General features: G+C 69.9%; 23 protein-coding genes and 1 pseudogene. 5 read left to right on the plus strand and 19 right to left on the minus strand.

Annotation, left to right across the window (positions count from 1 at the left end; genetic code table 11):
- Positions 1-127: 127 nt before the first annotated feature.
- The 14 genes from OG611_RS02175 to OG611_RS02240 all read right to left on the minus strand — a co-directional run bounded on the left by OG611_RS02175 (position 128) and on the right by OG611_RS02240 (position 12,154).
- The gene (locus OG611_RS02175) at positions 128-778 is read right to left on the minus strand and encodes an OmpA family protein (protein ID WP_266425464.1); all 651 of its coding nucleotides are present in this window, start codon (positions 776-778) and stop codon (positions 128-130) included.
- 8 nt (positions 779-786) lie between these two features.
- Entirely contained in the window at positions 787-1,401 is a 615-nt protein-coding gene (locus tag OG611_RS02180; protein ID WP_266414978.1) for a hypothetical protein, read from the minus strand.
- A 31-nt stretch (positions 1,402-1,432) separates the two neighbouring features.
- Entirely contained in the window at positions 1,433-2,041 is a 609-nt protein-coding gene (locus tag OG611_RS02185; protein ID WP_266414980.1) for a pilus assembly protein TadG-related protein, read from the minus strand.
- Entirely contained in the window at positions 2,041-2,271 is a 231-nt protein-coding gene (locus tag OG611_RS02190) for a hypothetical protein (protein ID WP_266414982.1), read from the minus strand. Before OG611_RS02190 ends, OG611_RS02185 begins: the two co-directional genes overlap by 1 nt.
- A 245-nt stretch (positions 2,272-2,516) precedes the next feature.
- A complete protein-coding gene (locus OG611_RS02195) occupies positions 2,517-3,626 on the minus strand; it encodes a response regulator transcription factor (RefSeq protein WP_266414984.1) in 1,110 nt (369 codons plus the stop codon).
- 68 nt (positions 3,627-3,694) lie between these two features.
- A complete protein-coding gene (locus OG611_RS02200) occupies positions 3,695-5,011 on the minus strand; it encodes a sensor histidine kinase (protein ID WP_266414986.1) in 1,317 nt (438 codons plus the stop codon).
- A 54-nt stretch (positions 5,012-5,065) separates the two neighbouring features.
- Positions 5,066-5,950 carry a DUF5936 domain-containing protein gene (locus OG611_RS02205; RefSeq protein WP_266425467.1) on the minus strand — a complete coding sequence of 295 codons (885 nt, stop codon included), beginning with the start codon at positions 5,948-5,950 and terminating at the stop codon, positions 5,066-5,068.
- A gap of 14 nt (positions 5,951-5,964) precedes the next feature.
- Entirely contained in the window at positions 5,965-6,903 is a 939-nt protein-coding gene (locus OG611_RS02210; protein ID WP_266414988.1) for a type II secretion system F family protein, read from the minus strand.
- Positions 6,904-6,912: 9 nt separating this feature from the next.
- Positions 6,913-8,250: a CpaF family protein gene (locus tag OG611_RS02215; RefSeq protein WP_266414990.1), complete on the minus strand. Its 1,338-nt coding sequence runs from the start codon at positions 8,248-8,250 to the stop codon at positions 6,913-6,915.
- Between the two features lie 59 nt (positions 8,251-8,309).
- Positions 8,310-8,708 (minus strand): TadE/TadG family type IV pilus assembly protein, encoded by a 399-nt coding sequence (locus tag OG611_RS02220; protein ID WP_266414992.1) that lies wholly within the window; start codon positions 8,706-8,708, stop codon positions 8,310-8,312.
- Positions 8,705-9,097: a TadE family protein gene (locus OG611_RS02225; protein WP_323180077.1), complete on the minus strand. Its 393-nt coding sequence runs from the start codon at positions 9,095-9,097 to the stop codon at positions 8,705-8,707. Before OG611_RS02225 ends, OG611_RS02220 begins: the two co-directional genes overlap by 4 nt.
- A 122-nt stretch (positions 9,098-9,219) precedes the next feature.
- Positions 9,220-10,497, minus strand: coding sequence for an AAA family ATPase (locus OG611_RS02230; protein WP_266414996.1), 1,278 nt, complete (start codon positions 10,495-10,497; stop codon positions 9,220-9,222).
- A gap of 7 nt (positions 10,498-10,504) precedes the next feature.
- On the minus strand, positions 10,505-11,212 hold the full coding sequence (gene cpaB, locus OG611_RS02235) for a Flp pilus assembly protein CpaB (RefSeq protein ID WP_266414998.1): 708 nt from the start codon (positions 11,210-11,212) through the stop codon (positions 10,505-10,507).
- Between the two features lie 75 nt (positions 11,213-11,287).
- Complete coding sequence (locus OG611_RS02240; RefSeq protein WP_266415000.1) at positions 11,288-12,154, minus strand: hypothetical protein; 867 nt, start codon at positions 12,152-12,154, stop codon at positions 11,288-11,290.
- A 697-nt stretch (positions 12,155-12,851) separates the two neighbouring features.
- Between OG611_RS02240 and OG611_RS02245 the strand changes: the two genes are divergently transcribed.
- Both OG611_RS02245 and OG611_RS02250 read left to right on the plus strand, forming a co-directional pair.
- Positions 12,852-14,588 (plus strand): glycoside hydrolase family 18 protein, encoded by a 1,737-nt coding sequence (locus tag OG611_RS02245; RefSeq protein WP_323180078.1) that lies wholly within the window; start codon positions 12,852-12,854, stop codon positions 14,586-14,588.
- 257 nt (positions 14,589-14,845) lie between these two features.
- The gene (locus OG611_RS02250) at positions 14,846-17,134 is read left to right on the plus strand and encodes a serine/threonine-protein kinase (protein ID WP_266415002.1); all 2,289 of its coding nucleotides are present in this window, start codon (positions 14,846-14,848) and stop codon (positions 17,132-17,134) included.
- A gap of 44 nt (positions 17,135-17,178) precedes the next feature.
- Here the strand turns inward: OG611_RS02250 and OG611_RS02255 are convergent.
- From OG611_RS02255 to OG611_RS02270, 4 genes and pseudogenes are all read right to left on the minus strand, one after another.
- Positions 17,179-17,481 (minus strand): annotated as a pseudogene (locus OG611_RS02255) (GntP family permease); the annotation flags it as partial.
- A gap of 66 nt (positions 17,482-17,547) precedes the next feature.
- Positions 17,548-17,958 carry a RidA family protein gene (locus OG611_RS02260; protein WP_266415004.1) on the minus strand — a complete coding sequence of 137 codons (411 nt, stop codon included), beginning with the start codon at positions 17,956-17,958 and terminating at the stop codon, positions 17,548-17,550.
- A gap of 6 nt (positions 17,959-17,964) precedes the next feature.
- Positions 17,965-18,723, minus strand: coding sequence for an IclR family transcriptional regulator (locus OG611_RS02265; protein ID WP_266415006.1), 759 nt, complete (start codon positions 18,721-18,723; stop codon positions 17,965-17,967).
- On the minus strand, positions 18,720-19,763 hold the full coding sequence (locus OG611_RS02270) for a sugar kinase (RefSeq protein ID WP_266415008.1): 1,044 nt from the start codon (positions 19,761-19,763) through the stop codon (positions 18,720-18,722). The genes OG611_RS02265 and OG611_RS02270 overlap by 4 nt, the downstream gene beginning before the upstream one ends.
- Before the next feature lie 164 nt (positions 19,764-19,927).
- On the opposite strand from OG611_RS02270, the gene OG611_RS02275 reads away from it, so the two are divergent.
- Complete coding sequence (locus OG611_RS02275) at positions 19,928-21,235, plus strand: alanine racemase (protein ID WP_266415010.1); 1,308 nt, start codon at positions 19,928-19,930, stop codon at positions 21,233-21,235.
- A gap of 158 nt (positions 21,236-21,393) precedes the next feature.
- Complete coding sequence (locus OG611_RS02280; RefSeq protein ID WP_266415012.1) at positions 21,394-23,019, plus strand: amidohydrolase family protein; 1,626 nt, start codon at positions 21,394-21,396, stop codon at positions 23,017-23,019.
- Between the two features lie 28 nt (positions 23,020-23,047).
- On the opposite strand, the gene OG611_RS02285 is transcribed toward OG611_RS02280, so the two are convergent.
- Complete coding sequence (locus OG611_RS02285; protein WP_266415014.1) at positions 23,048-23,896, minus strand: siderophore-interacting protein; 849 nt, start codon at positions 23,894-23,896, stop codon at positions 23,048-23,050.
- 84 nt (positions 23,897-23,980) lie between these two features.
- On the opposite strand from OG611_RS02285, the gene OG611_RS02290 reads away from it, so the two are divergent.
- Positions 23,981-24,808, plus strand: a complete 828-nt coding sequence (locus tag OG611_RS02290) for a TetR/AcrR family transcriptional regulator (protein WP_266415016.1) — start codon at positions 23,981-23,983, stop codon at positions 24,806-24,808.
- Positions 24,809-24,872 lie beyond the last annotated feature (64 nt).

The raw sequence follows: 24,872 nt of genomic DNA on the forward strand, positions 1-24,872 counted from the left end.
CCGAATAGGTGATACTCCGACCTGCGAGTCTCACGGCGGCGGCATAAATGCCGCCGCCGTGCAATTCTCGCTGAGATTATGCAGTGAGTTTTGAGACCCTACAGGGCCCCTGGTGTGGCGCGGTTTCTCAGGAAGACGTGCCGCGCGGGAAGGAAACCTCCACGCGGCGGTTCTTCTTGCGGCCTTCTTCCGTGCTGTTGTCGGCGATCGGGTACTGCTCGCCGTAGCCGCGGATCTCGAAGGTGACGGTCGATCCGACGTCCTTGACCAGCACCGCCTGCACGGCGTTGGCGCGCTGCTTGGACAGCACGTCGCCGTGGGCCGACGAACCGAGGTTGTCGGTGAAGCCGAAGACGCGCACCTTGGTGGCGTTCTGCTTCTTGATCTCGGCGGCAATGGCAGCGATACGGGAGTTAGCCGCAGAACTCAGTTTCGCGCTGTCCTTGCCGAAGAGCACTTCGGCCTGGAGCGCGAACTTGATGTTCGCGTTGGTGTCCTCGCGACGCTCCTCGCCGCCCTCGTCCTCGATCACCTGGACGATGTCGAGCACCTTGGCCGGCGCGAGCGTGCCACCCTCGGGCATCTTCAGGTCGGGGTCTTTGGGGTCCAGCGTGACCGGGGGCACCGACGTCGCTTCGGTGCCCGGGGGCACACTCGGACCGTCGTCGGCGAACGCCGGGGTCGCCCCGAACAAGGTGATGCTCGCAACGACCAAGGCTGCCGCAACAGAGAGGCCGGCAGCGCCGAACGGCTTCGGCCGGATCCGGTTGTAGGTCATGTCGGCCGTCACCCCGAGATCTTCAGGGATGTCGTCGCGAACGTCGGCAGGGTGAAGTCGACCTCCGCCGTCGTGCTTGGAGGTGCCGGGAACTGCATGAAGATCGGGGTCGCCGCCGACGGCGCCAACGGGGAGATGCCGGTGGTGCACAGGCAACGGTTCTCCGTATCCCGGAGGACGTAGTAGCGCTTCTTACTCGCCTTGTCCACCAGCGTGGCACCAGCAACAGAGTTCGGGTTTGCGTTGACGATACTGGTTTCCGCGCCCTCCCAACCGCTGGAGTTCCGCGTCCGGTCGCTCACGTTCTTGAGCTCACCCTGAACCGTGACGAACCCTCCGGAGTCACGCTTCACCTGATTGATCACGAGGGTCAGTCCGTCTCCCCTGACCTCGGCGAGCTTCACATTCGGGTCCACGTTGTCCCCGGCAGCAGTGTCCTCCTGCTTCGCCCCCTTGTCCTCTTCGGAGGACTTCGAAGGCGCGGAGGATGGCGACGAACCTGCATCTTTCGTCTTCTCGCCGCCACCGTCAGTGCCGCAGCCCGTGACGGCCAGGGCCAGAGCAGCCGCCAGAGAAACTGCTGCCACCGCCCGTCGAGACTTGGTGGAGCACCGAATGCTCATGAGTTCTGATTCCTTTACTCGTCGTTCGCCGTCAATTGTCGACCAGGTGCACGTCGTAGAGAATCTTGCTCACCTTGGACCAGGGCGGTGGACTGGCCGGCTCGATCTCAAGCATCTCGCCGCCCCTGCATGAGAAGAAGTACATGTCCTGGACGCCGTCGTCGTTGAAGTCCACGGACTCCCAGTCGGGACAGCGGAACTCGATAACGGCTGTGGCCTCGGTCTCCGGGAATGTCTTCTCCGTGTCCGGGACCACCGGTGAGTCCACCGGGTCACGGCCCTCGACCTCAACCCTGATCCGGTCCCGAAGGCCGCCAGGCAGCGGCTCACAGACCGTGACGTGTGCCCGGTTCGCCGAGGCCAGTCCGTAGGCCGCAGGGCAGCCGAGAACGGGGTGGGCATTCAGAAACGGATCCAGCATCTTCCCGGGCAGCGAAGCGTAGAACGGTGCCCCGAACTGTTTACGAGTCTGCTGGGCGGCAGCCAGGGCCGCGGCGTCCGCGGCCCCCTGGGCTCCGTTGCGCAAGGCAGCGGCCTTGCCGACGGCAAAGAATGCGAACGCGAGGAAGAGCAGGCCCGCCACCATCACTATGTAGATGGGGAAGGCCTGCCCTGCATCGGTGCGGAGGCGATGGCGCATTACTGGGTCTTGATGCTGCTTACAAGGCCCTTGATCTTCTCGCTGATCGCGCTGCCGATACCCGTGGCCACGATCGCACCGATAATCGCCACGACCACCAGGATGATGCCCAGGTACTCGAACGCCGTCTGGCCGCGGTCCATGTTCTCGTAACGCTTCTGGATGCGGCTCACCGCGGTGTTGGCCCAGCCGTTGATGCGAACGGCAGTCTTCAGGGTGATGTCCGTCATGGTGTTCCCCTCCGGGTTCGGCCGACCGGTAGTCGGCCGACACGCACGTTTCCTTGGCGTCGCCCGTGGTACCGGCTTCCTCCTGGCCGGTACCGCCGGCGACGTGAGAAACATACGGCGGCACGCCCTGCTCACCAGAGGGTCCCAGGGCCCATTCCCGGGCCCAATCCGTCAGTTGGGTCTGCGGTGCTGGTGCATGCCGGGCCCCACGCCCCGCACGCACGTCCGTGGCCCTGCTCTCCCGCTCAACCATGGTGACCACCGGCCCCGCGCACCCCTGGCCCTGCCGTGGGGGCCGTGCCGAGCCAGCGGGCGATGGCCTCGCTGCGGCTGGCACTGTGCAGCTTGGTGAAGATGCGGTTGATGTGGTTCTTGACCGTCTTCTCGCTGATGAAGCAGGTGGCGGCGATCTGCTGATTGCTCATGCCGGACGCGATCAGCTCCATGACCTCCACCTCCCGCGAACTCAGCCCGAACTGCTGCCTGTTGAGACCAGCACCTGGTCCCCCGGTCATAGAAGACTGTGTCACAACCGGTTGCAGATGCGAAAGACCCTGTGATGGTCGGGCTGGTCGCGCCGCAGGTGGGGTCGGTTCGGACTTGGGTGTATGTGCAGGCGCACCGTGTTGCTGAGCAGAACCTGAGGCGTGACCGTCGTAGCCGCCCCCCTGGTAGGGAACGCCCGTGGTCAGGGCTGCTCCGAGCCCCTCCGGAAGTGGTCGTCCCTGTGGGCCGGGGCCCTGGCGCATATGAGCCAGGAGGGCATTGGCCGCAGTGGCCGTGAAGTTGGCCCGGCCGTACTTGGTGTCGCATACGGCCTGCACCAGTTGGTCGGCCGTGAATTCACCGTGGACCAGATAGCCGCCCGCGCCCAGACGCAGTGCCTCGTGGACGATCTCGCTCTCGCGGCTGTACGTCAGCATCATGACTGATGCGACCTGTACGAGATGGGGCAGGGCGGAGATGCCGTCGACGCCAGGCATACGGACATCGAGCAGGACGACATCCGGGCGGTGCAGTACGGCCATGTCGTAGGCCTGGCGGCCGTCCGCGGCCTCCGCGACGACCTCGATGTCGTCGCGGCCGGAGAGCAGGACGCCCAGGCCGGCCCGAACCACCGGATTGTCGTCGGCGACGATGACCCGCAGAGCGCCGGGAACCGGCGTGGGCGGGGGCGCGGGGAAGGGAGGCAGGGACTCGGATGCCGCGGAGTGCTGGGGGACTGGGGTGGGGGCGGGGACCGCCTGGGAGCTGGGCTCCGAGTTGAGCGGGGTGACGTGCGAGGACGTGTGCTGGGACACATGGTTCTGTGCGGCCCAGTTCTGGCCCGACGTGCGCGAGACGTCGTCCGGCATCTGCGACCTCCTCTCAGGGGGTCATGGGGGGTGAGGGTGGAGTGGGAGCTGTTCGGTTCGGTTGCTGTTCAGTTGAGTTGCTGTCCAGTTGCTGGGACATGCAGAGCCGCGATCGGAAGTTCCAGGCGCACTTCGGTGCCCTTGGTCTCCTGGCCCTTTCCGATACGGATGCGTGCGCCGATGGACGCGGCGCGTTCGACCATGCCGACGAGGCCGAAGTGCCCGGCCTTCCGGAGATCGTCGAGTGTCGTGTCCGGGGGCAGGCCGCGCCCGTCGTCGTACACGCTGAGGCGCAGGACATCGCCCTGCACTCCGGCGAGTACGACGAGGTAGGTGGGTTGTGCGTGGCGGTGGGCATTCTCCATCGCTTCGGAGGCGACCATGAGCAGCTGACGCGCGACAACCTGCGGGACGTGCGGGATCGGCTCCTCGCTGAGAAGCCGGAAGGTGGCCGTCAGACCCTGGCGCCGGGTGAAGTCGTCGGCACGGGCATGGAGCTCGCGGACGAAGTCGACGCCACCATCGAGACCGGACTCGCGGCGCAGGTCGGAGAGGAGTTCCCGGGATTCCGCCGCGGCGCGGCGGGCGGCCCTGGCGACCAGTTCGGCCTGGTGCTTCACCGCGAGCGGGTCCATCCGGTCGGACGAGGCGGCCAGGCCGTCGGCGGCCAGGGCCATTCCGTGCAGGGTCTTGGCGACCGAGTCGTGCATCTCCCGGGCGAGCCGGGTGCGTTCGCCCTCCACGGCCTCGTTCACGGCGAGGCGGGCTCTGGTCTCGGTGAGGGCCTGGCTGGCCGTCCCGAAGCGGAGGAGCAGATTGCGCAGGGTGACGCCGACGGCGCCCGCGATCATGCAGAAACCGGGGAGCAGGAGCGCCGTGGCATCGGCGGGCTGCAGTTTCGGGTCGGTTCCGTACACCCCGAGGACGATGACGATCTGGAGTGCGGCGAAGACCGCCGCACCGCGCCAGCCGTAGACGAGACCGGCCAGCAACGGGGTGCAGACGGTGACGTAGGCCAGGGTGGACTCAGGGCTTGCGGTGATCAGCAGTAGGGCGCCGAAGAAGGCGTCTATGCCGAGCAGCCAGGGGTGGCGCAGGAGAACGGGGCCGAAGCGTTCCCAGTCGCGGAACAGGACGTACGAGCCCATGAAGGTGACGAGGATGGCCGAGCCGATCAGCCAAGATGCCGGGCCCGCAGCGGTATGACTGATCGCGAACGGTGTGGCTATGGCGATCATCGCGAGCCGGAAGCCGAAAACCTGCCGGCACATCGCCTGGAGCGCGTTGAGCTGTATCGCGAACGCCGGGCGTGATCCGGGATCCGTGATGGCCCGGCGCACCTCCGCGTTCAGTCCGGTCTGGATGCCGCCGAGTTGGAAAGACATGAGCCTGTCACCTCCCTCTGACCGTCCTGCCCGCCGTCCGCGTCGTTCACGTCATCAGCCCGTGAGGAAGCTGAAGTCGACGTTGGCCCCGTAGACGAAGCCGACGGTCAGCAGCACCAGGGTGCCGGGGAGAAGGAAGGTGGTGACGGCGAAGGTGGCCTTGGGAACGGCCCTGGCCGCCTTCCGGCGGGCATTCTGGGCGTCCGTGCGCCGCATGTCGTTGGCTATCTGGATCAGTGTCTCGACGATCGGTGCGCCGAGTTCCTCACCCTGTTGCAGCGTGGTCACGAACATCGCCACCTGCTCCGAGTCATTGCGCTTGCGCAGCTGCTCGAACGCCTCGCGGCGGCTGACGCCCATGTCCATCTGGCGCAGTGTGATGCGGAGTTCGTCGGCCCAGGGGCCCTCGTACTTCTCGGCGACGCGCCCCAGAGCCTGGCGGAAGCCGAGGCCCGCCGACACGACGACGGCGAGCACGTCGAGGAAGTCCGGGAGCGTCCGGTCGATGTGGTCGCGGCGGACGCGGACCGCCGACCAGAGGCCGACCTCCACCCAGAAGATACCGAAGGCGATCAGCACCAGGGAGAGAAAGAGCTGCCCACGTATGATCATCGTGAACGCACCGAGCCCGCCGAGGGCGCCGTAGACGGCGCGACGTGCGGCGTAGCGGTCGAGGGTCAGACCGCCCGGATTACCCGCCATGTCGATCTGGCGGCGCTTCTTGTTGACGGCCTTCGGGCCCATCATCCGCAGGACCGCGGGGGCCCAGCGCATGCCCAGCCGGTCGATGCCGGACCCGACCGCGCTGGTGCGGGTCGCGCCGACCTCCAGAGCGATGGCCAGGTCACCGGGGAGCTTCGCGTCGGCCCGGTACATGCGGATACCGGCGATGACGCCGTACACGGCCAGAGCCATGCCGCCCGCGAGCAGGAGGTCCATGTGCGCCCCGCCCATCAGACGTCGATCCGGGACAGACGGCGGATCACTATGAATCCGATCGCGTAGAGGGTGATGGCGATGACCACCGCGACCTGGCCGATGAAGGCGCCGGTCATGCGGTCGAGGGCTCCGGGCATGACGGCGTTCATCAGGAGCATGGCGCCCAGGCCGAAGATGGGGACGGCGTAGGCGGTGACGGTGACCTGGGACAGCTGGGTCTTGACTTCGCGCCGGGTCTCCTTGCGCTCCTCCAGCGTCTCGGTGAGGTTGCGCAGGGAGCTGACGACCGTACCGCCGGCCCGGTTGGACAGGACGAGAGTGGTCACGAGGACGACGAGTTCGCGGGAGGGGAGCCGGTCGGTCAGCTCGCTCAGCGCGTCGTCGAGAGGCTCACCGACGGCGAGGCGCCGGGAGACCCTGGCCAGTTCCTCGCCCGCCGGGTCCTCCATCTCGTCCGCCGCCATGCTGATGGAGGTGCGCAGCGCGAGGCCGGCCTGGGTGGCGTTGGCGAGGATGCGGGCGAGCTCGGGAAGCTGGTTGATGAAGCGTTCGGTGCGCTTGGTCCGCTCCCAGTTCAGGAAGGCGTTGGTGCCCCAGAGGCCGATCAGGGCGGCGACCGGGCCGAAGAAGCTCGCGAGTATCGACGAGGCGATCATCCAGAGCCCGGCCATCGCTGCGAGCGCGCAGACGAAGAACTCACCCGGGGTGATGTCGAGGCCGGTGGCGGCCAGCTTCAGTTCGAGCTTCCGGCCGAGGCCGGTCCTGCGCAGCCTGGCGTCGAGGCCGCGGAACCGGCGGTGCCGCCCGGTCTCGGGAATGTGACCGGTGTACGACAGGCGGTCCACCATGGCGTCCCGGTCGGCCTTGCCGCCGGAGTAGGCGTGCAGGCCCATGACGCCCGTGACGCCGCAGAGCAGCGTGACGCCGATGGTGAGAAGAGGAAGATTCGTCATGGCACGTACCTAGTTAGCCTCTCGGGTGGCGAGCTGTTCGGCGGATTCGGCGACCCCGAAGGCCTGCGGGACGGGCTGGCTGGCCATGTAGAGACGCTCGGCGATCTTGCGCGGGATCGGGAGGTACTTGAACTCGCCGTGGATCCGTCCTTCGGCGTCCATGGGCTGGGCGTCGAACCGGGCAACGGACACGATGCGGTAGGGGTCCCTGCCGTGCGAGTCGAGAACGGCGATCTCGGTGATCTTTCGGGAACCGTCGGCGTGCCGAGTGAGCTGGACGATGACGTCGACGGCGCTGTTGATCTGGTCGTGCAGCGCCTCGAACGGGATCTTGATCTCGGACATCGAGGCCAGGGTCTGCAGACGCATGAGCGCGTCCTCTGCGTTGTTGGCGTGCACGGTGGCGAGCGAGCCGTCGTGACCGGTCGACATCGCCTGGAGCATGTCGAGCGATTCGCCACCACGGACCTCACCGACGACGATGCGGTCGGGACGCATACGCAGGGAGTTGCGGACCAGGTCACGGATGGTGATCTGGCCCTTCCCCTCCACGTTCGCCGGCCGGGACTCCAGCCGGATGACGTGGCTCTGCTGGAGCTGGAGCTCGGCTGAGTCCTCGATGGTGACGATGCGCTCACTGTCGGGGATGAGGCCGGAGAGCGCGTTGAGGAGCGTCGTCTTCCCGGTACCGGTGGCACCGGAGACGATGACGTTGAGTTTGGCCTGCACAAGTCCGGCCAGGAGGATCAGCATCTGCTCGTCGAGCGAGCCGACGTTGATCATTTCCTGGAGCGTGAAGGCCCTCGGGAACCGTCGGATGGTGAGCGTCGCGCCGGTCAGCGACAGCGGCGGGATGATCACGTTGACACGCTCACCACTGGGTAGACGCGCGTCGACCATGGGGTTCTGCTCATCCACACGACGGTTGACCGTCGACACGATGCGCTCGATGGTCTGCATCAGCTGCTCGTGCGAACTGAAACGCATGGGCAGTTTCTCGACCTTGCCGCTGCGCTCGACGAAGATCTGGTCCGGCCCGTTCACCATGATTTCGGTGATGGACGCGTCTTCGAGCAGCGGTTCCAGGATGCCGAGGCCGAGGGCCTCGTCGACGACCCGGCGGATCAGCTGGGTGCGTTCGACGGTCGAGAGGACCGGACCCTCACGGCTGATGATGTGACTGAGTACGCGCTCCAGCCGGGCCCGCCGGTCTGCGGCGGCGAGCGAGGACATCTCGGCCAGGTCGATCTCTTCGAGCAGCTTGGCGCGGTAGGACGCCACCATGTGGCTGTCTTCCCGCGCCCCGCCGTTCTTCTCGGGGGCGGTCATGCGTGCCCGCAGACTCATTGCGTAACTCCTCGCTCAGACGTGCTTGTGGTGCTCCGGTCGTGCGATGCGGGCCCCGCTCACCCTCGCGGCATGGTGGAACTGCGCTTGGCCCAACCCCAGTCGTCGATCCCGGGCACAACGGAGGGGATCCTCACGCGAGTGGTGTACGTCACTTTTCCGGTCCCGCCGTGTCGGCTGAACTTCGAGTTCTTGTAGCTGCCGAGCCAGTCACTCATCGCCTCGCGCCCCGCCCGCTCGGAGTCCCCGCGCGGCACGTCCTGGCTGGCGGAACGCGCCGCTGTGCGGGCGCCGGTGCCCGCCTGGCTGGCGGCGTACGCGGCGACCCCCAACTGGATCGCGAAGAGACCCACCAGAAGCATCAGCGGGATGAAGCCCATGTACTCGATGGCGACCTGCCCGCGGTCACGGCGGGACCCGGCGGTCCTCCGGCCCGGTGTGTGCGTGCGCATGCTCATCGCTCGGCCTCCAGCGGCGACGCGGCGTTGCCCTCGATGGTCATCGGCAGGTTGAAGACTCCGGGCACCAGGACCGGCACCCGCAGCTTCACCGTGGCCTTGTACAGCCCGGACGAGTCATCGCACTTCGTCCGCTTCATCGCCTCCCGCCACACCTTCGGCAGGTTCTTCTCGGCCGCTTCCCGGCAGGCGCGGCCCCGCGAGCCCTCCGAGATGGCCCCCGTGTGCGCGGCCTCGTCCGCCGAGTTCCCCGCCAGGGAGAACGTGTAGCCGATCAGCGCGCACTGCCAGAGTGCGACGCACAACAGGATGATCAGCGGCGTGACGCCCAGGAACTCGATCGCGGTCTGACCGCGGTCACGCCCCCGGCCGAGCAGCCGGGCGCGCATCCGTCCCTGTGTCAGGCCCCGCTCGGGCGGACCCGCCGGGGCGGCGTCACCACAACGCCTTCCCCGTATCTCCGTGTCTTTCGTCTCGGTAAGTGCCATTGGTCAACTTGCCCCCTAGGTCGTCAACGGTTCCGGGAGTCGCCGTCACGGTCGCGTCGGCGGCCGATCGAGCCTCGGTCGTTCTTGAACTTCGCGCCGCTCTTCGCGCCGTTCTTTTCCGCCTTCTCAGGAACCTTGACGATGCCGAGCTCGCCCGCAAGGGCCCAGAGGGCCTGTTTGACGGTGCTCTTGGAGTCGAGTTCGTGCAGCCGGCCCGCGTCGACGACGCTCTGGAGCTCCTTGAAGTTCGCGGGAACGGCGGTGTTGGCCGTCGTGGTTCCGGTGATCTTCTCGATCAGCTGCGGCTGGATCTCGGTGTTGCGGATGAAGCGGTTGACAAGGGTGACCGTGTCCTCGGCCTTGCGGATCTGGAGCCGTTCCCACATCCGTACGACCCGCTTCGCACCGCGCACCGCGATCACATCGGGTGTGGTGACCAGCAGTGCCGTGTCGGCCATCTCGATGGCCGCCGCGCTGGCGCCCTGGAGCTGGCTGCCGCAGTCGATCACCACGACCTCGTAGCGTGAGCGCAGGGCGCTGACGATCTGCCGGGCCGAGCGGTCGCTGACCTCTTCGGCGCTCTCGCCCTCGCTGGGCGCCAGGAGCAGCGCCAGGCCGGTGCCGTGGCTGAACACGGCGTCGGACAGGACGCGCGGCGATATGTCGGTGATCGTCGACAGGTCGACGATGGAACGCCGGAACTGCACATCGAGGTACGAGCCGATGTCACCGGCCTGGAGGTCCAGGTCGACCAGGGCGACGTTGCGCCCGGACGTCTGGGCCGCCAGGGCGATCTGTACGGCGGCGACGGTGGTCCCGACGCCGCCCTTCGCGCCGCTGACGGTGATGACCGTACCGCCGGGGCCGGTGAAGACATCGGCGCCGGTGGTCAGGTGGCGGCGGACGCCGACGGACCATTGGGCCGCGGATTGAACCCTGCTGGCCAGTTCTTCGTAGCTGAGGGGGAGGGTGACGACGCCTCGTGCACCCGATTCCATCGCGGACGCGAACAGGCCGGGGGTGACATCGGCGGTGATCAGCACGACCCCGATGGCGGGGAAGCGCAGGGAGACCTCCCGGATCAGTTCCAGGGCCGGCACCGGTCCGATCCGCTCGTGGACCAGCACGACCTCGGGCAGATCGTCGAGCGATTCGCCCGCGAGCCGGGCGAGGGTGTCGATGAGCTGGGTCGAGTCGGTGACCGGGGCGGCCGGCTCGGCGTCGGGGAGCTGGCTGAGCAGGGTGGTGACGGATCTGGCCGCGTCGACGTCACCGACGGCCGGGAGGATCCTCGTGGTCATTCGATCCTCACTTGTCCTTGTCGAGCGTGTAGGTGCGGTCGCCCGGACGGATGGTGCTGTCGCTGCCGGAGGCGAGGAGCGCGAGGCGTACGTGCTCCGCGAAGGACTCGGCGTAGGCGATGCGCTGGGTGTCGAGCGTGTTGAGTGCGAAGGTGATCGGGACGGCCTCGGTGCCCATGTTGGACTTGCCGTCCTGGCTGGGTTCCAGGGCGGTCAGCTTGCCGACGTCCAGGACCTTGGCGTTGGAGACGATGACCTTCGACTGGGACGGGTCACCATCGCGTTCACCGGGGAAGGTGGCGTAGATGTTGACGGTGGCGCCGGGGGTGATCTTGCCCGCGACGCCGGTGGCGGCGTCGATCATGATGGCGATCTCCTGCTCCCCGGGCTGCAGTTCGGGGCGGCGCTGCATCATGTCGGACTGGAGCAGCGAGCCCTTGCGCAGCTGGGTGACGGCGATCTTGCCGTTCACCTCGGAGAGATCGGTGACCGCGTTGTGGGAGAGCCAGCGCTTGGGCATCGAGATCTTCTCGAACTGCCCGGAGGACAGCGCGGTATAGGGCGCCACGTCGGACCTCAGCTGGTAGGCCGAAACCTCGGGCCCCACCTTGGAGTTGACATCGCTGATCACCGAGAGCACGCCGGCGAAGGCGCCGAAGGCGCACAGAACCGACAAAAGCAGGAGTATCACGCCGCGGCGCTGACGGGAGTTCATGGGCCGGACAACCTCGTTCGATTCGGATGCGTGGGGCAGCGGACAGAAGGGCGTCTACGGAGGAAAGCGGAAGCGCTAGGACTGCGGTGGTGCGAGCGCTTCATGGCTGAGGACACCGGCGGTGTGCATTCGGTGCTCGGCCGCGGGTAGCGGGGAGGAGCAGAACCCGCAGCGATCACCGATGAGTTCCATTCGGCACCAGCGGCAGTTCTCACGGCGTACGGAGGACACCAATTGGTACAGGACGGAGATGTCTGGCAGGTAGGCGGCGAATTCCACCAGTTTTCCGGTTCCCCACCATGCCGGGGATTCGGACGGAAGTGCGGACTCATGAATGGACTGGACCTGCCACGCGGGTGCGAGGGTCTCCTTCACCCACTCCGACTGCGACTGCCCTTTGGCGGTCATCAGGTGGGTGGCGAATTCCGGACCGGTCGGCGGGTCGGCCTTCGGGCCGACCCTGACGAGCTGCGGCTCGGGTCCCGCGACCACGGCGAACTGGGAGCCGGGCACCCAGGACTTCGCATGGGTCCTGAGGTCGACCGGGACCCGGTCGAACTTGGTGACGGAGTGGAGCAGGGCGCCGGCGTGGATGTAGTGCGTCAGCAGCCGGGCGGCGGAGGCGACCACTCCCGGGCTGAAGTCACAGATGGACAGCTGGCGCAACTGCCTGACGAGTACGGCGACGCCCAGCGGCGGGAGGTCCACCTTGACCAGGGCGATGCGGTCGCTCTCCAGGACCGAGCGCACGGAGTAGAGCCGGCGCTCGTGGGCGGGCGAGATGCCGGTCGGGTAGACGGCCACGACATAGCCGTGCTGTTCGAGCAGCACATGCATGTCACCGATGGCCATCTCCAGCGCCTGGACATCGGGCGCCTGCAGCAGGGCGGCTGTCGGTGTCTGCTGATCGGTCGGAGGTAGTACCAAGTCAGCACTGGTCACTGCTATTGCGGTCGGCACGCTGTTCCCCGTTTCGGCTTCCGGCCGGACGCCGGTCATGACGTCGGCCGCAATCGCTCCTGCTCCGCGGTTCTGCCTCAGCACTTTATCCACGTCCTACCTGGCAGAGAACACTTTTCGGAGGCCAGTCCGACAACGTGTGCGAGGCGCCCGTGTAACGCCCGCGTGCTAAATCGGATCAAATCGAAAATCGTCAACTTCTGTACAACTGCGGAGGGTTACCGGTCCACCTTCCCGTCACCTGGGGCCGGGAATTCATCTCCGCACGTCAGCACGGATGCGGAACCTCCCGCACCGACCCCCGCGGAGGGCCGGTCCGTCACTGTCCGAGCACTCCCGCGGCATCACCCGCGCGGGACCCCGAGAGGTCAACAAAACGTCAATTCACAGGCGCGCCGCCTGGACTTCGGGGTCCCGCGGAGGGCTTCGCGGGGCGGAAGCGGAGCGCGTACGGACCGACTCGGCGAACTCGATCGCCGCAGGTCTCGTTGCCAGAGGTCTTGACAACTCGATTGGTCTGGACCAGTTTATCGGCCAGCGGTGGCCACCGTTCCTCAACTCCACATCCCCTTCTTCTCCCCGTCACCTCCCGGACGGCCCGGAGTACCGCCGGTCCACCCCGCCGGCTCGTCCCGGGTACGCCCGGCAGGCATCCCCAACTCCCCCACGGAGGCAGCAAGTGGAACGTTCCCCCCTCAGCGGCCACAGAATCCACGGGCACCGCGGCCGGATCCGGCTCGGCGCCGCCGTGGCCGTCCTCGCGGCCGGCGCGCTGACCGCCACGGGTCTCGCCGGAAGCGCCCAGGCCGCCGACATCAACGTCGCCAGGAACGCGGGCTTCGAGTCCGGCCTCGCCAACTGGACCTGTACCGGCGGCAGCGGCGGCACCGTCTCCTCCCCCGTGCACGGTGGCACCGCCGCTCTCAAGGCCACGCCGTCCGGCCAGGACACCGCGCGGTGCGCCCAGACCGTGGCCGTGAAGCCCGATTCGACGTACACGCTCAGCTCCTGGGTGCAGGGCGGGTACGCGTACCTCGGCGCGAGCGGTACCGGAACCACCGATGTGTCGACCTGGTCGCCCGGCTCCGGCAACTGGACCCAGCTCACCACCAGCTTCAAGACCGGCCCGAAGACCACCTCGGTCGAGGTCTACACACACGGCTGGTACGGGCAGGCCGCCTACCTGGTGGACGACGTCTCGGTCAACGGCCCCGACGGCGGGGGCGGCACCGACCCGGAGCCGACCGTCCCGTCCGCCCCGGCCGGGCTCGCGGTCGGCGCGACCACCTCCTCCTCCGTGGCCCTGTCCTGGAACGCGGTGTCCGGCGCGACCGGCTACACCGTCTACCGGGACGGCCAGAAGGCGACCACGTCCACCGGGAGCTCGGCGACGGTCACGGGGCTGGCCGCCGACACGGCCTACCAGTTCGCGGTGACCGCCACCAACGCGGCCGGTGAGTCCGTCAAGTCCACGACGGTCAGCGGCCGTACGGCCAAGGAGGGCGGCGGCAACCCCAACCCCGGCACCTCCGTCCCCAAGCACGCGGTGACCGGCTACTGGCAGAACTTCAACAACGGCGCGACCGTGCAGAAGCTCAGCGACGTGCCCGCGAACTACGACATCATCGCGGTCTCCTTCGCCGACGCCACGAGCACACCGGGCGCCGTCACCTTCAACCTGGACACGGCCGGCCTGAACGGCTACACCGTCGACCAGTTCAAGGCCGACATCAAGGCGAAGCAGGCGGCCGGGAAGAACGTCATCATCTCGGTCGGCGGCGAGAAGGGATCCGTCTCGGTCAACAGCGACGCCTCCGCGACCAACTTCGCCAACTCGGTCTACTCGCTCATCCAGGAGTACGGCTTCAACGGCGTCGACATCGACCTGGAGAACGGCCTCAACTCCACGTACATGACGAAGGCACTGCGCTCGCTGTCGCAGAAGGCGGGCTCCGGGCTCGTCATCACGATGGCCCCGCAGACCATCGACATGCAGTCCACCGGGGGCGAGTACTTCAAGACGGCCCTCGGCATCAAGGACATCCTGACCGTCGTCAACATGCAGTACTACAACAGCGGTTCGATGCTCGGCTGCGACGGCAAGGTCTACTCGCAGGGCTCGGTGGACTTCCTCACCGCGCTCGCCTGCATCCAGCTGGAGGGCGGCCTCGCCCCGTCCCAGGTCGGACTCGGTGTCCCCGCCTCCACCAGCGCCGCGGGCGGCGGCTACGTCTCCCCGTCGGTCGTGAACGCGGCCCTGGACTGCCTGGCCTCCGGTACCAACTGCGGCACGTTCAAGCCCTCGAAGACGTACCCGGGCATCCGCGGCGCGATGACCTGGTCGACCGCCTGGGACGCCAAGTCGGGCAACGCCTGGTCGAACGCGGTGGGCCCGCACGTGCACGGCCTGCCGTAACCACCGGTCCGCACACACGGCCTGCCATGACCACCGATCCGCACACGCACGGCCTGCCGTGACCACCGGCCGGCATCAGTGACCAGCAGCGCCGCCGCTCCCCCGGCGGCGCTGCTGCATGTTCCGGGTCCGGCGGCCGTCCCGGCTCTGTCCCGGACCCGCAACAGCCTGTCCGGGACCGCGAAACTTCCATGGCCGTTCGGGCATGTTCATGGCACCGTTGTGGGGCGCGGTGGCGGTGCGACAGGGGGAGGGACATGGCCGGGGCGCGGATTCAGACGCTGGGCGGGGACGATCCGGCGGTGCTCGGGCCGTACCGGCTGATCGGACGCCTGGCGTCCGGCGGCATGGGGCGGATCTATCTGGCCCGCGGCGGCGAGCGCGGCGGGCGGGGGCTCGTCGCCGTGAAGACGCTGCTGGCCGAGGGGACCGTCAGCGAGATCGACCGGCGGCGCTTCGCCCGCGAGGTGTCGCTCGCGCAACGGGTCGACAGCGCGTACACGGCGCGCGTACGGGACGCCGACCCCGACGCCGAGCGGCCGTGGATGGCCATCGACTACATCGCCGCACCGCCGCTCTCCGAACTCGTGCGCAACTGCGGGGTGTTGCCCGCTTCGGCCGTACGGTGGATCGCCGCCGGGACCGCGGAGGCACTGGTCACCCTGCACGGGGTGGGCATCGTCCACCGCGATGTGAAGCCGCAGAACGTGCTGCTGCCGCTGGAGGGTCCCCGGGTCATCGACTTCGGCATCTCGCACGCCAGTGACCTCACGCTCACCGGCCTCACGCTCGGCACGATCGCCTTCACCTCCCCCGAACAGGCCCGTGGCGAGGCGTCGACCGCCGCATCCGACGTCTACTCCCTGGGTGCCACGCTGTTCCTGCTCGCCACCGGGCGCCCGCCGTACGCCGCGGACGGCGACACGCTGCGGCTGCTGGCCCGCGTCCAGCGCGGCGAGCTCGACCTCGACGGCCTGCCGAAGGAGCTCGTCGCGACGGTCCGGCCCTGCCTGGCCGTCGACCCGGCCCGGCGCCCCGAGCCCGCGGAGCTGCTCGCCCGGTTCCGCGAGGACCAGGCCGGCCTGCCTGCTACGCACAGCGGCACCCGGTGGCTGCCGCCGCGATGGACGGCGCTGATCGGCGCGTACGCGACGCAGGGCCTGGAACTCGCGAACGACCGCCATGCGCACCCGGTGGCCCCGACCGTCGACCAGCGCACGAAGGTGGTGCCGCCCCCGCCCCCGACACTGGTCTACCCGCCGGAGCGCGAGGCCCGCGCGGCCCGTGACCGCGCCCGCCGCGAGCGTGCGAGGCAGGACCTGGCGGTACTCGCGGAGCTGGCGGAGCGGCAGCGGGCGGAGCAGGCCGAACGGGAACAGGCGGAGCGCGACCAGGCCGAACGCGTCGAACGGGAGCGGGCGGAACGGGAACGCGTGGAGGCGGCCCGCCAGGAGGCCAGGCGTACGGAACGGGAGCGGGCGGAACGGGAGCGGGCGGAACGGGAGCGGGCGGAACGGGAGCGGGCGGAGGCGGCCCGGCTGGAGGCCGAGCGCGTCGAACGCGAACGGGCCGCGCAGGAGCGGGCCAGGCGGGAGCGGGCCGCGCAGGAGCGGGCCAGCCGGGAGCGGGCCGAAAGGCAGCGCGCCGAGCAGGCGGCCCGTGCCGCTCGGGCGCGTGCCGCCTCGTCCACCACCGCCTCGCCCACCCCGGGCACGACGCGCGCGACGCCCCCGCCGGCCGCGCCTTCGGGCGGCTCCTCGAACTGGGGCTGGCTGGTCGCCGTGGCCGTCGTCGTCGCCCTGGTGGTCTGGCAGCCCTGGGAAGCGGGGAAGGGGAGCGGCAGCGGGGCGTCCTCCGCCGGTACCACCAGTGCCGGCGCCGTCACCTCCGGCAGCGACCTCGACACCCATACGGACGGCAGCGGCACCGACTCCGACAACTACGGCGACAGCGGTTCCGGCAGCGGCGGCAGCAGCACCGACGACTCCGGCAGCGGCACCGAGGAGTCGTCACCCACCCCCACGCCCACCCCCACTCCGACTCCCACCCCGGACGCCACCGATCTGGCGTTCGCGGCGGTGCGCGCCGGTGACTGTCTCGACGTGTACAACGACGGGCACGGCAACATGAGCGCCACCAGCCCGGTCCGGGTGGGCTGCCGGGCGTCGAACGCCTACATGCATGTCAATCGCGTCAGCACCGCCGCCGGGGCCTCAAGCTCCTGCGACAGCGGGCCGGGCTTCACCTGGTGGCGCAAGTCCGGTGCGGACGGTGTCGTGAGGACGCTCTGCCTCGACCGCGTGTACCAGGTGGGCCAGTGCTTCCCCGCGCAGGTCAAGGGGGCCACCAACGCCGATCTGACGGTGGTGTGGAACTGCAACGCGTCGACCGTGCCCCGGGCCGGCCAGTCGATCCTCCGGATCACCGGCTACTACAAGGCGCCCGCGCCCGGCACGAACTGGACCTGTCCGGCCGGGCGCGGAGAGCGGTTCTGGTACTGGCCGGTGAACAACGGCCGGAGCATCATCTGCGCGTCGGGGGCCTGAACCGGCCCGGTGCGGCGCCTCCGGCGCGATCCGGACGGGAGGCCCTAGATCACCAGGCTGAGCAGCGCCGCCACCGCGAACCCCGCGACCGACAGGACCGTCTCCAGGACCGTCCAGGACTTCAGGGTGTCGCGTTCGGAGATGCCGAAGTACTTCGACACCATCCAGAATCCGCCGTCGTTCACGTGCGAGGCGAAGATCGAGCCGGCCGAGATCGCCATGATGATCAGGGCCAGATGGGCCTGCGAGAGGTCCTGGCCCTCGACCAGGGGGACGACGATGCCGGCGGTGGTGACGATGGCGACCGTCGCCGAGCCCTGGGCGACGCGCAGCACCACGGAGATCATGCGCTCCTGCGAGGCGGAGCGCCGTGCCGTGCGCGTGGAACAGCCGCGGCAAGTGGATCAGCTGGTTCAGCCGAGGACCGCGAGCGCGTCGATCTCGATGAGCAGGCCCTTGGGGAGGCCGACGTAGACCGTCGTGCGGGCGGCGGGGGCGGCCTTGAGGTCCTGCTCGCCGAAGTAGGTGTTGTAGATCTCGTTCATCTCGGCGAAGTGGTCCACGTCCGTGAGGTAGACGCGCATCATCATCACGTCGTCCCAGCTCGCGCCGCCCTCCTCCAGGATCGCCTTGACGTTGGCGAAGGTCTGGAGGGTCTGCTCGCGCAGCGTCGGACCGGCGGGGGTCGGGGCCTGGCCCTCGACCGCGGGCAGGAAGCCGACCTGGCCGGCGACCTGGAGGATGTTCCCCTTCTTCACCCCGTGCGAGAACTTCGCGGGGGGCGTGGTGTGGGTGCTCGGGGTGAGGGCGATCTTCTCGGTCATGGCTGTTCAGGCTTTCTTGGGTCGGGTGGTGCCGGAGTACTCCCGGCTGATGGAGTCGGCGGTGCGGCGCACCAGCGGGAGCAGGGTGAGGAGTTCCTCGGCCGTGACGACGACATTGGGCGCGGAGACCGACATCGCGGCCACGACCCGCCCGTCCGCCCCCCGGATGGGGGCGCCGACGCAGTTGATGGACTCCTCGTGGCCGCCGAGGTCGGTGGCCCAGCCCTGTTCGCGGACGACGGTGAGCTCCTTGAGGAAGGCACCGGCGTTCGGGGTCGAACGGGACGTGTACATGGGGTAGTCGAGCTTCTCGGCGACGGCGCGCCGCTCGGGCTCGGTGAGGTCGGCGAGGAGCAGCTTCGCGACGGCGGCGACGGTGATCGCGACGGGCTTGCCGATCCGCGAGTACATCCTGACCGGGTAGCGGCTCTCGACCTTGTCGATGTAGAGGACCTCCTGCTCCTCGTACACCGCGAGATGCACGGTGTGACCGCAGCTCTCGTTGAGTTCGACGAGGTGGGGGTGGGCGATCTCCCGTACGTCGAGGTTCTCGACGGCCTCCTGCGCGAGGGCGAAGAGGCGGGCGCCGAGGCGGTAGCGCTGGTCCTGCTGGCGGTAGACGAGTCCGTGCTCGTGGAGCGTACGGAGCAGGCGCAGCGCCGTGGACTTGTGGACGCCGAGCCGCTCGGCGACCTGGCCGAGGTCGGCGGGTCCCTGGGCGAGCAGCGGCAGGATGCTCAGCGCCCGGTCGACGGTCTGACTCATGTCGTACGTACCTCCTGGTCGTCCCCCGTCCACCCGGGGCCGAGTCGAAGTCTCCCCCAGGCCTCGTCGTCCAGGGCGGCAAGGGCGTCGGCGTGCGCGCGGGCCGGCGGGGCGGTGAGGTCGCCGGGGACGGTGAGGACGGCGGCGGCCATGAGGTGGCCGTGCCGGACGCGGTCGCGCACGGGGAGGTCGTGGAGGGTGGCGGAGAGGAACCCGGCGGCGAAGGCGTCGCCGGCGCCGACGGGTGCGACGACGTCCACGCGGAGGGCGGGGACGGTGGTGACGTCTCCGGCGCCCGAGAAGACCGTCGCCCCGTCGGATCCTCGCTTCACGACCAGGACGGACGGCTCCGGCAACGCCGTGCGGATCGCCTCCGCGCCCGTCACCCCCCATGCCTCCTCCGCCTCGTCCTCGCCGACGAAGACCAGGTCGCTGCGGCGGGCCAGGTCGAGGAGCACCCCGGGGGACGCGTCGGCGTCGCGCCACAGGCCCGGCCGGTGGTTGACGTCGAAGGAGATCAGCGGGCGGCCGGGCCGGGGCGCGGTCAGGTCGTGGAGCAGGGCCAGGCAGTCGGCGGAGAGCGCCGCGGTGATGCCGGACAGGTGCAGGACCCGGGCCGCGGGCAGCGTCTCGTACGGGATGTTCCGCGGGGACATCGCGGACGCGGCGGACCCGGCCCGGTAGTAGGCGACCTCGTGCACATCGGCGGCCCGGTCGGTCGCGGTGCGGAAGTAGATCCCGGTGGGCCGCGACGGATCGCGCCGCACACCGGAGGTGTCGACCCCGTATCCGGTGATCGCCTCGACGAGATGGTCGCCGAACCCGTCCGCGCCGACTCGGCTGACCCAGGCCGCCCGGTGCCCGGCGGCGGCCAGCGCGCAGGCGACATTGGACTCGGCGCCGCCGATGCCGCGGCCGAAGGAAGGTACGTCGGCGAGGCGTCCGGGCTGCGACGGCAGGAACGTCACCATGGACTCGCCGAGGCACACGACTTCGGCGGCCGTGGCGGCTTCGGCGGTCCTGGCCGGGGTTCCGGGCACTCGGGGCTCCTCGCGGGTTCGGCGGTTCGGCGGTTCAGTGGTGGGGTGGTGCGGCGGGAAGTGGTTCGGGGTGCGGCGCGGGCACTCGCCATTGACCCGGTGTCGGCTCGGATGTTAGACAGCGTTAAGCGATATACGCAATGGGTGTTGCATATGATGCAACGATGACTTCGATCGAGGAGGCCCCCTTGGCCGCCGACCGTCCTGTGTCCGGACTCGCCGACGAGCTGGTCGACCACCGCTTCAAGGCACTCCCGCCCGATGCGGAGGGCCTGACCGTCGGCGCCCTCGCCGCCGAGCGGCGCAACCTCTTCACGGGCGGCTTCACCACCCCGGTGCTCGCCCTGTCCGCCGAGTCGGTCGAGCACAACCTCGCCCTTCTGGAGACGTACGCGGAGCGCCACGGGCTCGCGTTCGCCCCGCACGGCAAGACCTCCATGTCCCCGCAGCTCTTCGCCCGCCAGCTGGAGCACGGCGCCTGGGGCATCACCGCGGCCGTGCCGCACCAGGCGCGGGTCTACCGGGCGTACGGAATCCGGCGGATCTTCCTCGCCAACGAGCTCGTCGACGCCGCGGCCCTGCGCTGGCTCGCCGGCGAGCTGGACTCCGACCCGGAGTTCCGCTTCATCTGTTACGTCGACTCGGTGCGCGGCGTGGAGCTGATGGACGAGGCGCTGCGCGCGGCGGGCGCCTCCCGCGCCGTCGACGTCGTCGTGGAGCTGGGCGCGGGCGAGGGTGCGCGCACCGGCGTCCGCACCGAGGCCGAGTGCGCGGCGGTGGCCGAGGCGGTGGCGGCGACCGGGACCCTGCGTCTGGTGGGCGTGGCCGGTTACGAGGGCGAGGTGCCGGACGCGTCCGGCGAGCGGGTACGGGACTGGGTGCGCCGGCTCGTCGCGCTGGCCGTCGACTTCGACCGCGCGGGGCGCTTCGCGGCGGCCGACGGGGAGATCGTGATCAGCGCGGGCGGCAGCGCGTGGTTCGACGCGGTGGCGGACGTCTTCGCGGAGATCCCGGAGCTCTCCGCGCCGGTGCTGAAGCTGCTGCGCTCGGGGGCCTATGTCTCGCACGACGACGGCCACTACCGCCATCTGACCCCGTTCAACCGGGTGCCGGAGGAGGGGGTGCTGCAGCCCGCCTTCCGGCTCTGGGCGCAGGTCGTGTCGCGCCCGACGGCCGAGCAGGCGTTCCTCAACGCGGGCAAGCGGGACGCGGCGTACGACCTCGACCTTCCCGAGGCGCAGGTCGTGCGGTCCGGCCGGGACGGCGCGGTCCGGCCGGCCGCGGGTGTCTCGGTCAGTGGTCTGTCGGACCAGCACGCGTGGGTGCGTACGGAGCCCGGCGCCGAGCTGGAGGTGGGCGACTGGGTGGGGATGGGCCTGTCGCATCCGTGCACGAGCTTCGACAAGTGGCAGTTGATTCCGCTGGTCACGGCGGACGGCACGGTCACGGACTACATCCGCACCTTCTTCTGATCCCCCCATCCCCTGCCCGCGTCCGGGGGCTCCGCCCCCGGACGCCGGATCGCGCGGGCCTTCGCGGACCGCGACGCCGGGCGCGAGCCCGCGTCCGGGGGCTCCGCCCCCGGACGCCCGCTCCTCGACCGCCGGAGGGGCTTGAACTGGAGCCCCCCATGGACCTGGTCATCCGCAACACCCATGTCGTCGACGGCACCGGCGCCCCCGGCCACCGTGCCGATGTGGCCATCGCCGACGGCCGGATCGCCGAGATCCGCCCCGAGGGCTCCCCCGGCCCGCGCCCCTCCGCCCGCCGCACGCTCGACGCCGACGGGCTCGTCCTCTCGCCCGGCTTCATCGACATGCACGCGCACAGCGACCTCGCGCTGCTCCGCGACCCTGACCACAGCGCCAAGGCCGCGCAGGGCGTCACCCTCGAAGTCCTGGGCCAGGACGGTCTGTCGTACGCCCCGGTCGACGACCGGACGCTCGCCGAGGTACGCCGTTCCATCACCGGCTGGAACGGCAACGGCGACGACATCGACTTCGACTGGCGCACGGTCGGCGAGTACCTGGACCGCCTGGACCGCAACTTCGAGGGCCGGGGCATCGCGGTCAACGCCGCCTACCTCATCCCGCAGGGCACGGTCCGGATGTACGCGGTGGGCTGGGAGGACCGCCCCGCCACCGGGGCCGAGCTGACCCGGATGAAGGAACTCGTCGCCCGGGGCATGGCGGAGGGCGCGGTCGGCATGTCCTCCGGCCTCACGTACACCCCGGGCATGTACGCGAACGACGCCGAACTCACCGAACTGTGCCGGGTGGTGGCCGAGTACGACGGCTACTACTGCCCGCACCACCGCTCGTACGGGGCGGGAGCGCTCGGCGCGTACGAGGAGATGGTGCAGCTCACCAGGAACGCGGGCTGCGCCCTCCATCTCGCCCACGCCACCATGAACTTCGGCGTGAACAAGGGCAGGGCCCCCGAACTGCTCACCCTGCTCGACCGGGCCCTCGACGCGGGCGCCGACATCTCCCTCGACACCTACCCGTACACCCCCGGCTGCACGACCCTCGTCGCGATGCTGCCGAGCTGGGCGAGCGAGGGCGGACCCGAGTCGGTGCTCACCCGGCTCGCGGACGACGCGACGGCGGAACGGATCCGGCACCACGTGGAGGTGCTGGGCTCGGACGGCTGCCACGGCGTGCCGATCGAGTGGGACACGATCGAGATCTCGGGCGTCGGTGTGCCCGCGCTCGCCGACCATGTGGGACGCACGGTGGCCGAGTCCGCCCGGCTGCGCGGCGAGGCGCCCTGGGTGACCGCGCGCAGACTGCTCGTCGAGGACCGGCTCGGCTCGACGATCCTCCAGCACGTGGGCCACGAGGAGAACGTGCGGCAGATCATGCGCCACCGGGTGCACACCGGGGGCAGCGACGGCATCCTCCAGGGCGACAAGCCGCACCCGCGCGCCTACGGCACGTTCCCGCAGTATCTCGGCAGGTACGTACGGGAGTTGGGCATTCTGTCGCTGGAGGAGTGCGTCGCCCACCTCACCTCGCGCCCGGCCCGGCGGCTGCGCCTGACGGATCGCGGGTACGTCCGCGAGGGCTACCGCGCCGACCTGGTCCTCTTCGACCCGCGGACGGTGGCGGCGGGCTCCACGTTCGAGGAGCCGCGCACGCTGCCGGTCGGCATCCCGCACGTACTGATCGACGGCCGGTTCGTCATCGAGGACGGCCGCCGCACCCAGGTGCTGGCGGGCCGGGCCGTCCGAGGAACGGGGAGCGTCGCCGGGTAGGGCGTCGTTCCGTGAGGCGTTTTCGCCCTCACTCCCCCGCCTGCTCCTCCGCCTGCTCCTTCGCCCAGGCCAGGTCCTCCTCGGTCGGGGCGTCGTCCTGAGTGAGGCTGCGCCGCCAGTAGCCGCTGAACTGCACGGCCGCCCGGGGCAGCCCGCGCTCCTCGACCAGATGGCGGCGCAGGGCCCGTACCGCCCCCGCCTCACCGGCCAGCCACGCGGCCCCGGACCCGTCGGGCAGCCGGGCCGCCCGCACCGCGTCCGGCAACGACCCGCCCCGGTCCCGGTGCACCCAGTGGACGGTCACGTCGCCGGGCGAGCCGAACGGCTGCTCCTCCGCCGCGTCGGCGACCTCGGCCCAGACGAGCGCCCGCGCCCCGGCCGGCAGGGACTCCAGCAGGGTCCCGATCGCGGGGAGCGCCGTCTCGTCGCCGGCCAGCAGCAGCCAGTCGGCGGCGGGCAGCGGCCGGGCGTACAGCGAAGACGGGCCGACCATGCCGAGCACATCGCCCGGTCGCGCGTCCCGGCCCCAGCGGGTGGCGGGGCCGTCGTCGCCATGAAGCACGAAGTCGACCGCCATCACATCCAGTCGGCTGTCGTACCCGCGAACGGTGAAGCTCCGCATCAACGGCCGCTCCGCCTCGGGGATCGCGAGGTACGCCTCGTACCACCGCATGCCGTAGGTGTCGTCGGCGTCCGGCTCCGGCAGCCGGGGCAGGCCCTGCCCCTCCCTCGGGAAGCAGAGCTTCATCTGCTGGTCGGGCCGGTCCTCCATGAGCTCCGCCAGCGCGTCCCCGGTGAAGGTGACGCGCGCCGTCCGCGGAGTGACCCGCTCCACGCCGACGACCCGCACATACGAAACGGTCAACGCCTGCCCCATCGCGGCTCCCGCCCTCTCCGACTGATAGTTTACGCCGTAAGGAATTACCCGGGCGAAGTTACTTTACGGCGTAAGGAGTCGCAAGTGGTGGTCTTTGCCGGACAGGGCGACGCCCGTCGTTCGATGTCCCTGCTGTGGCGCGCCGACGGTCCGGAGCAGCGGGGCCGGCGCCCCGGCCCCGGCCCCAGGCCGGGGCTGAGCGTCGACGCGATCGTGACCGCCGCGATCACCGTCGCGGACGAGGACGGCATGGCCGCGCTGTCGATGCGCGCGGTGGGCGAACGGCTCGGCCGTACCGCGATGGCGCTCTACACCTATGTGCCCGGCAAGAGCGAGCTGCTGGACCTGATGTACGACGCGGTCCACGCCGAGCTGCCCACGGAGTACGACGACACCGGCAACTGGCGTACGGGGCTGACCGACTGGGCGCGGGACAGGCTCGAATTCCACCTCCGCCACCCCTGGGCGCTCCAGGTCTCCCAGGCCCGCCCGGTCCTCGGCCCGCACGAGTACGCGGGGCTGGACACCCTGGTGCGCCTGCTGAACACGACCGGGCTCGAAGCGCAGGTGCTGCGGCGGCTGGTCGGCACGCTGTCCCACTTCGTCCGCGGCTGCGCCGGGACGGTCGCCGAGGCGCGGCAGGCGGCTGCGGTGACGGGCGAGTCGGACGAGGAGTGGTGGTTCGCCCGCTCCGCGCTGCTGGGCGAGGTGGCCCCCGACTTCGCGGACCGCTATCCGAGCCTGACCGCGATGGAGACCGGGTCCGCCCCGCAGCCACCGGTCCCGGCCCCGGCGCCCGGCGAGGAGGCGGTGCCGTATCTGGAGCGGGAGGCGCGGGAGACGTTCGACGTCGGGCTCGGGGTGCTGCTCGACGGGATCGAGGCGGCGGTCCGGCGCACGGCGGCGCCATGAACCGCCCATCGCGAACCATGAACGGTGAACCACGAACGGTGAATCGCCGCCGCGGCACCCGGTG

The organism is Streptomyces sp. NBC_01363, from assembly GCF_026340595.1.
GTDB lineage: Bacteria > Actinomycetota > Actinomycetes > Streptomycetales > Streptomycetaceae > Streptomyces.

Coding starts and splice junctions, on each gene's coding strand:
- OG611_RS02175 (WP_266425464.1), bottom strand. CDS start 778: ATGACCTACAACCGGATCCGGCCGAAGCCGTTCGGCGCTGCCGGCCTC.
- OG611_RS02180 (WP_266414978.1), bottom strand. CDS start 1,401: ATGAGCATTCGGTGCTCCACCAAGTCTCGACGGGCGGTGGCAGCAGTT.
- OG611_RS02185 (WP_266414980.1), bottom strand. CDS start 2,041: ATGCGCCATCGCCTCCGCACCGATGCAGGGCAGGCCTTCCCCATCTAC.
- OG611_RS02190 (WP_266414982.1), bottom strand. CDS start 2,271: ATGACGGACATCACCCTGAAGACTGCCGTTCGCATCAACGGCTGGGCC.
- OG611_RS02195 (WP_266414984.1), bottom strand. CDS start 3,626: ATGCCGGACGACGTCTCGCGCACGTCGGGCCAGAACTGGGCCGCACAG.
- OG611_RS02200 (WP_266414986.1), bottom strand. CDS start 5,011: ATGTCTTTCCAACTCGGCGGCATCCAGACCGGACTGAACGCGGAGGTG.
- OG611_RS02205 (WP_266425467.1), bottom strand. CDS start 5,950: ATGGACCTCCTGCTCGCGGGCGGCATGGCTCTGGCCGTGTACGGCGTC.
- OG611_RS02210 (WP_266414988.1), bottom strand. CDS start 6,903: ATGACGAATCTTCCTCTTCTCACCATCGGCGTCACGCTGCTCTGCGGC.
- OG611_RS02215 (WP_266414990.1), bottom strand. CDS start 8,250: ATGAGTCTGCGGGCACGCATGACCGCCCCCGAGAAGAACGGCGGGGCG.
- OG611_RS02220 (WP_266414992.1), bottom strand. CDS start 8,708: ATGAGCATGCGCACGCACACACCGGGCCGGAGGACCGCCGGGTCCCGC.
- OG611_RS02225 (WP_323180077.1), bottom strand. CDS start 9,097: ATGCGCGCCCGGCTGCTCGGCCGGGGGCGTGACCGCGGTCAGACCGCG.
- OG611_RS02230 (WP_266414996.1), bottom strand. CDS start 10,497: ATGACCACGAGGATCCTCCCGGCCGTCGGTGACGTCGACGCGGCCAGA.
- cpaB (WP_266414998.1), bottom strand. CDS start 11,212: ATGAACTCCCGTCAGCGCCGCGGCGTGATACTCCTGCTTTTGTCGGTT.
- OG611_RS02250 (WP_266415002.1), top strand. CDS start 14,846: ATGGCCGGGGCGCGGATTCAGACGCTGGGCGGGGACGATCCGGCGGTG.
- OG611_RS02260 (WP_266415004.1), bottom strand. CDS start 17,958: ATGACCGAGAAGATCGCCCTCACCCCGAGCACCCACACCACGCCCCCC.
- OG611_RS02265 (WP_266415006.1), bottom strand. CDS start 18,723: ATGAGTCAGACCGTCGACCGGGCGCTGAGCATCCTGCCGCTGCTCGCC.
- OG611_RS02275 (WP_266415010.1), top strand. CDS start 19,928: ATGACTTCGATCGAGGAGGCCCCCTTGGCCGCCGACCGTCCTGTGTCC.
- OG611_RS02280 (WP_266415012.1), top strand. CDS start 21,394: ATGGACCTGGTCATCCGCAACACCCATGTCGTCGACGGCACCGGCGCC.
- OG611_RS02285 (WP_266415014.1), bottom strand. CDS start 23,896: ATGGGGCAGGCGTTGACCGTTTCGTATGTGCGGGTCGTCGGCGTGGAG.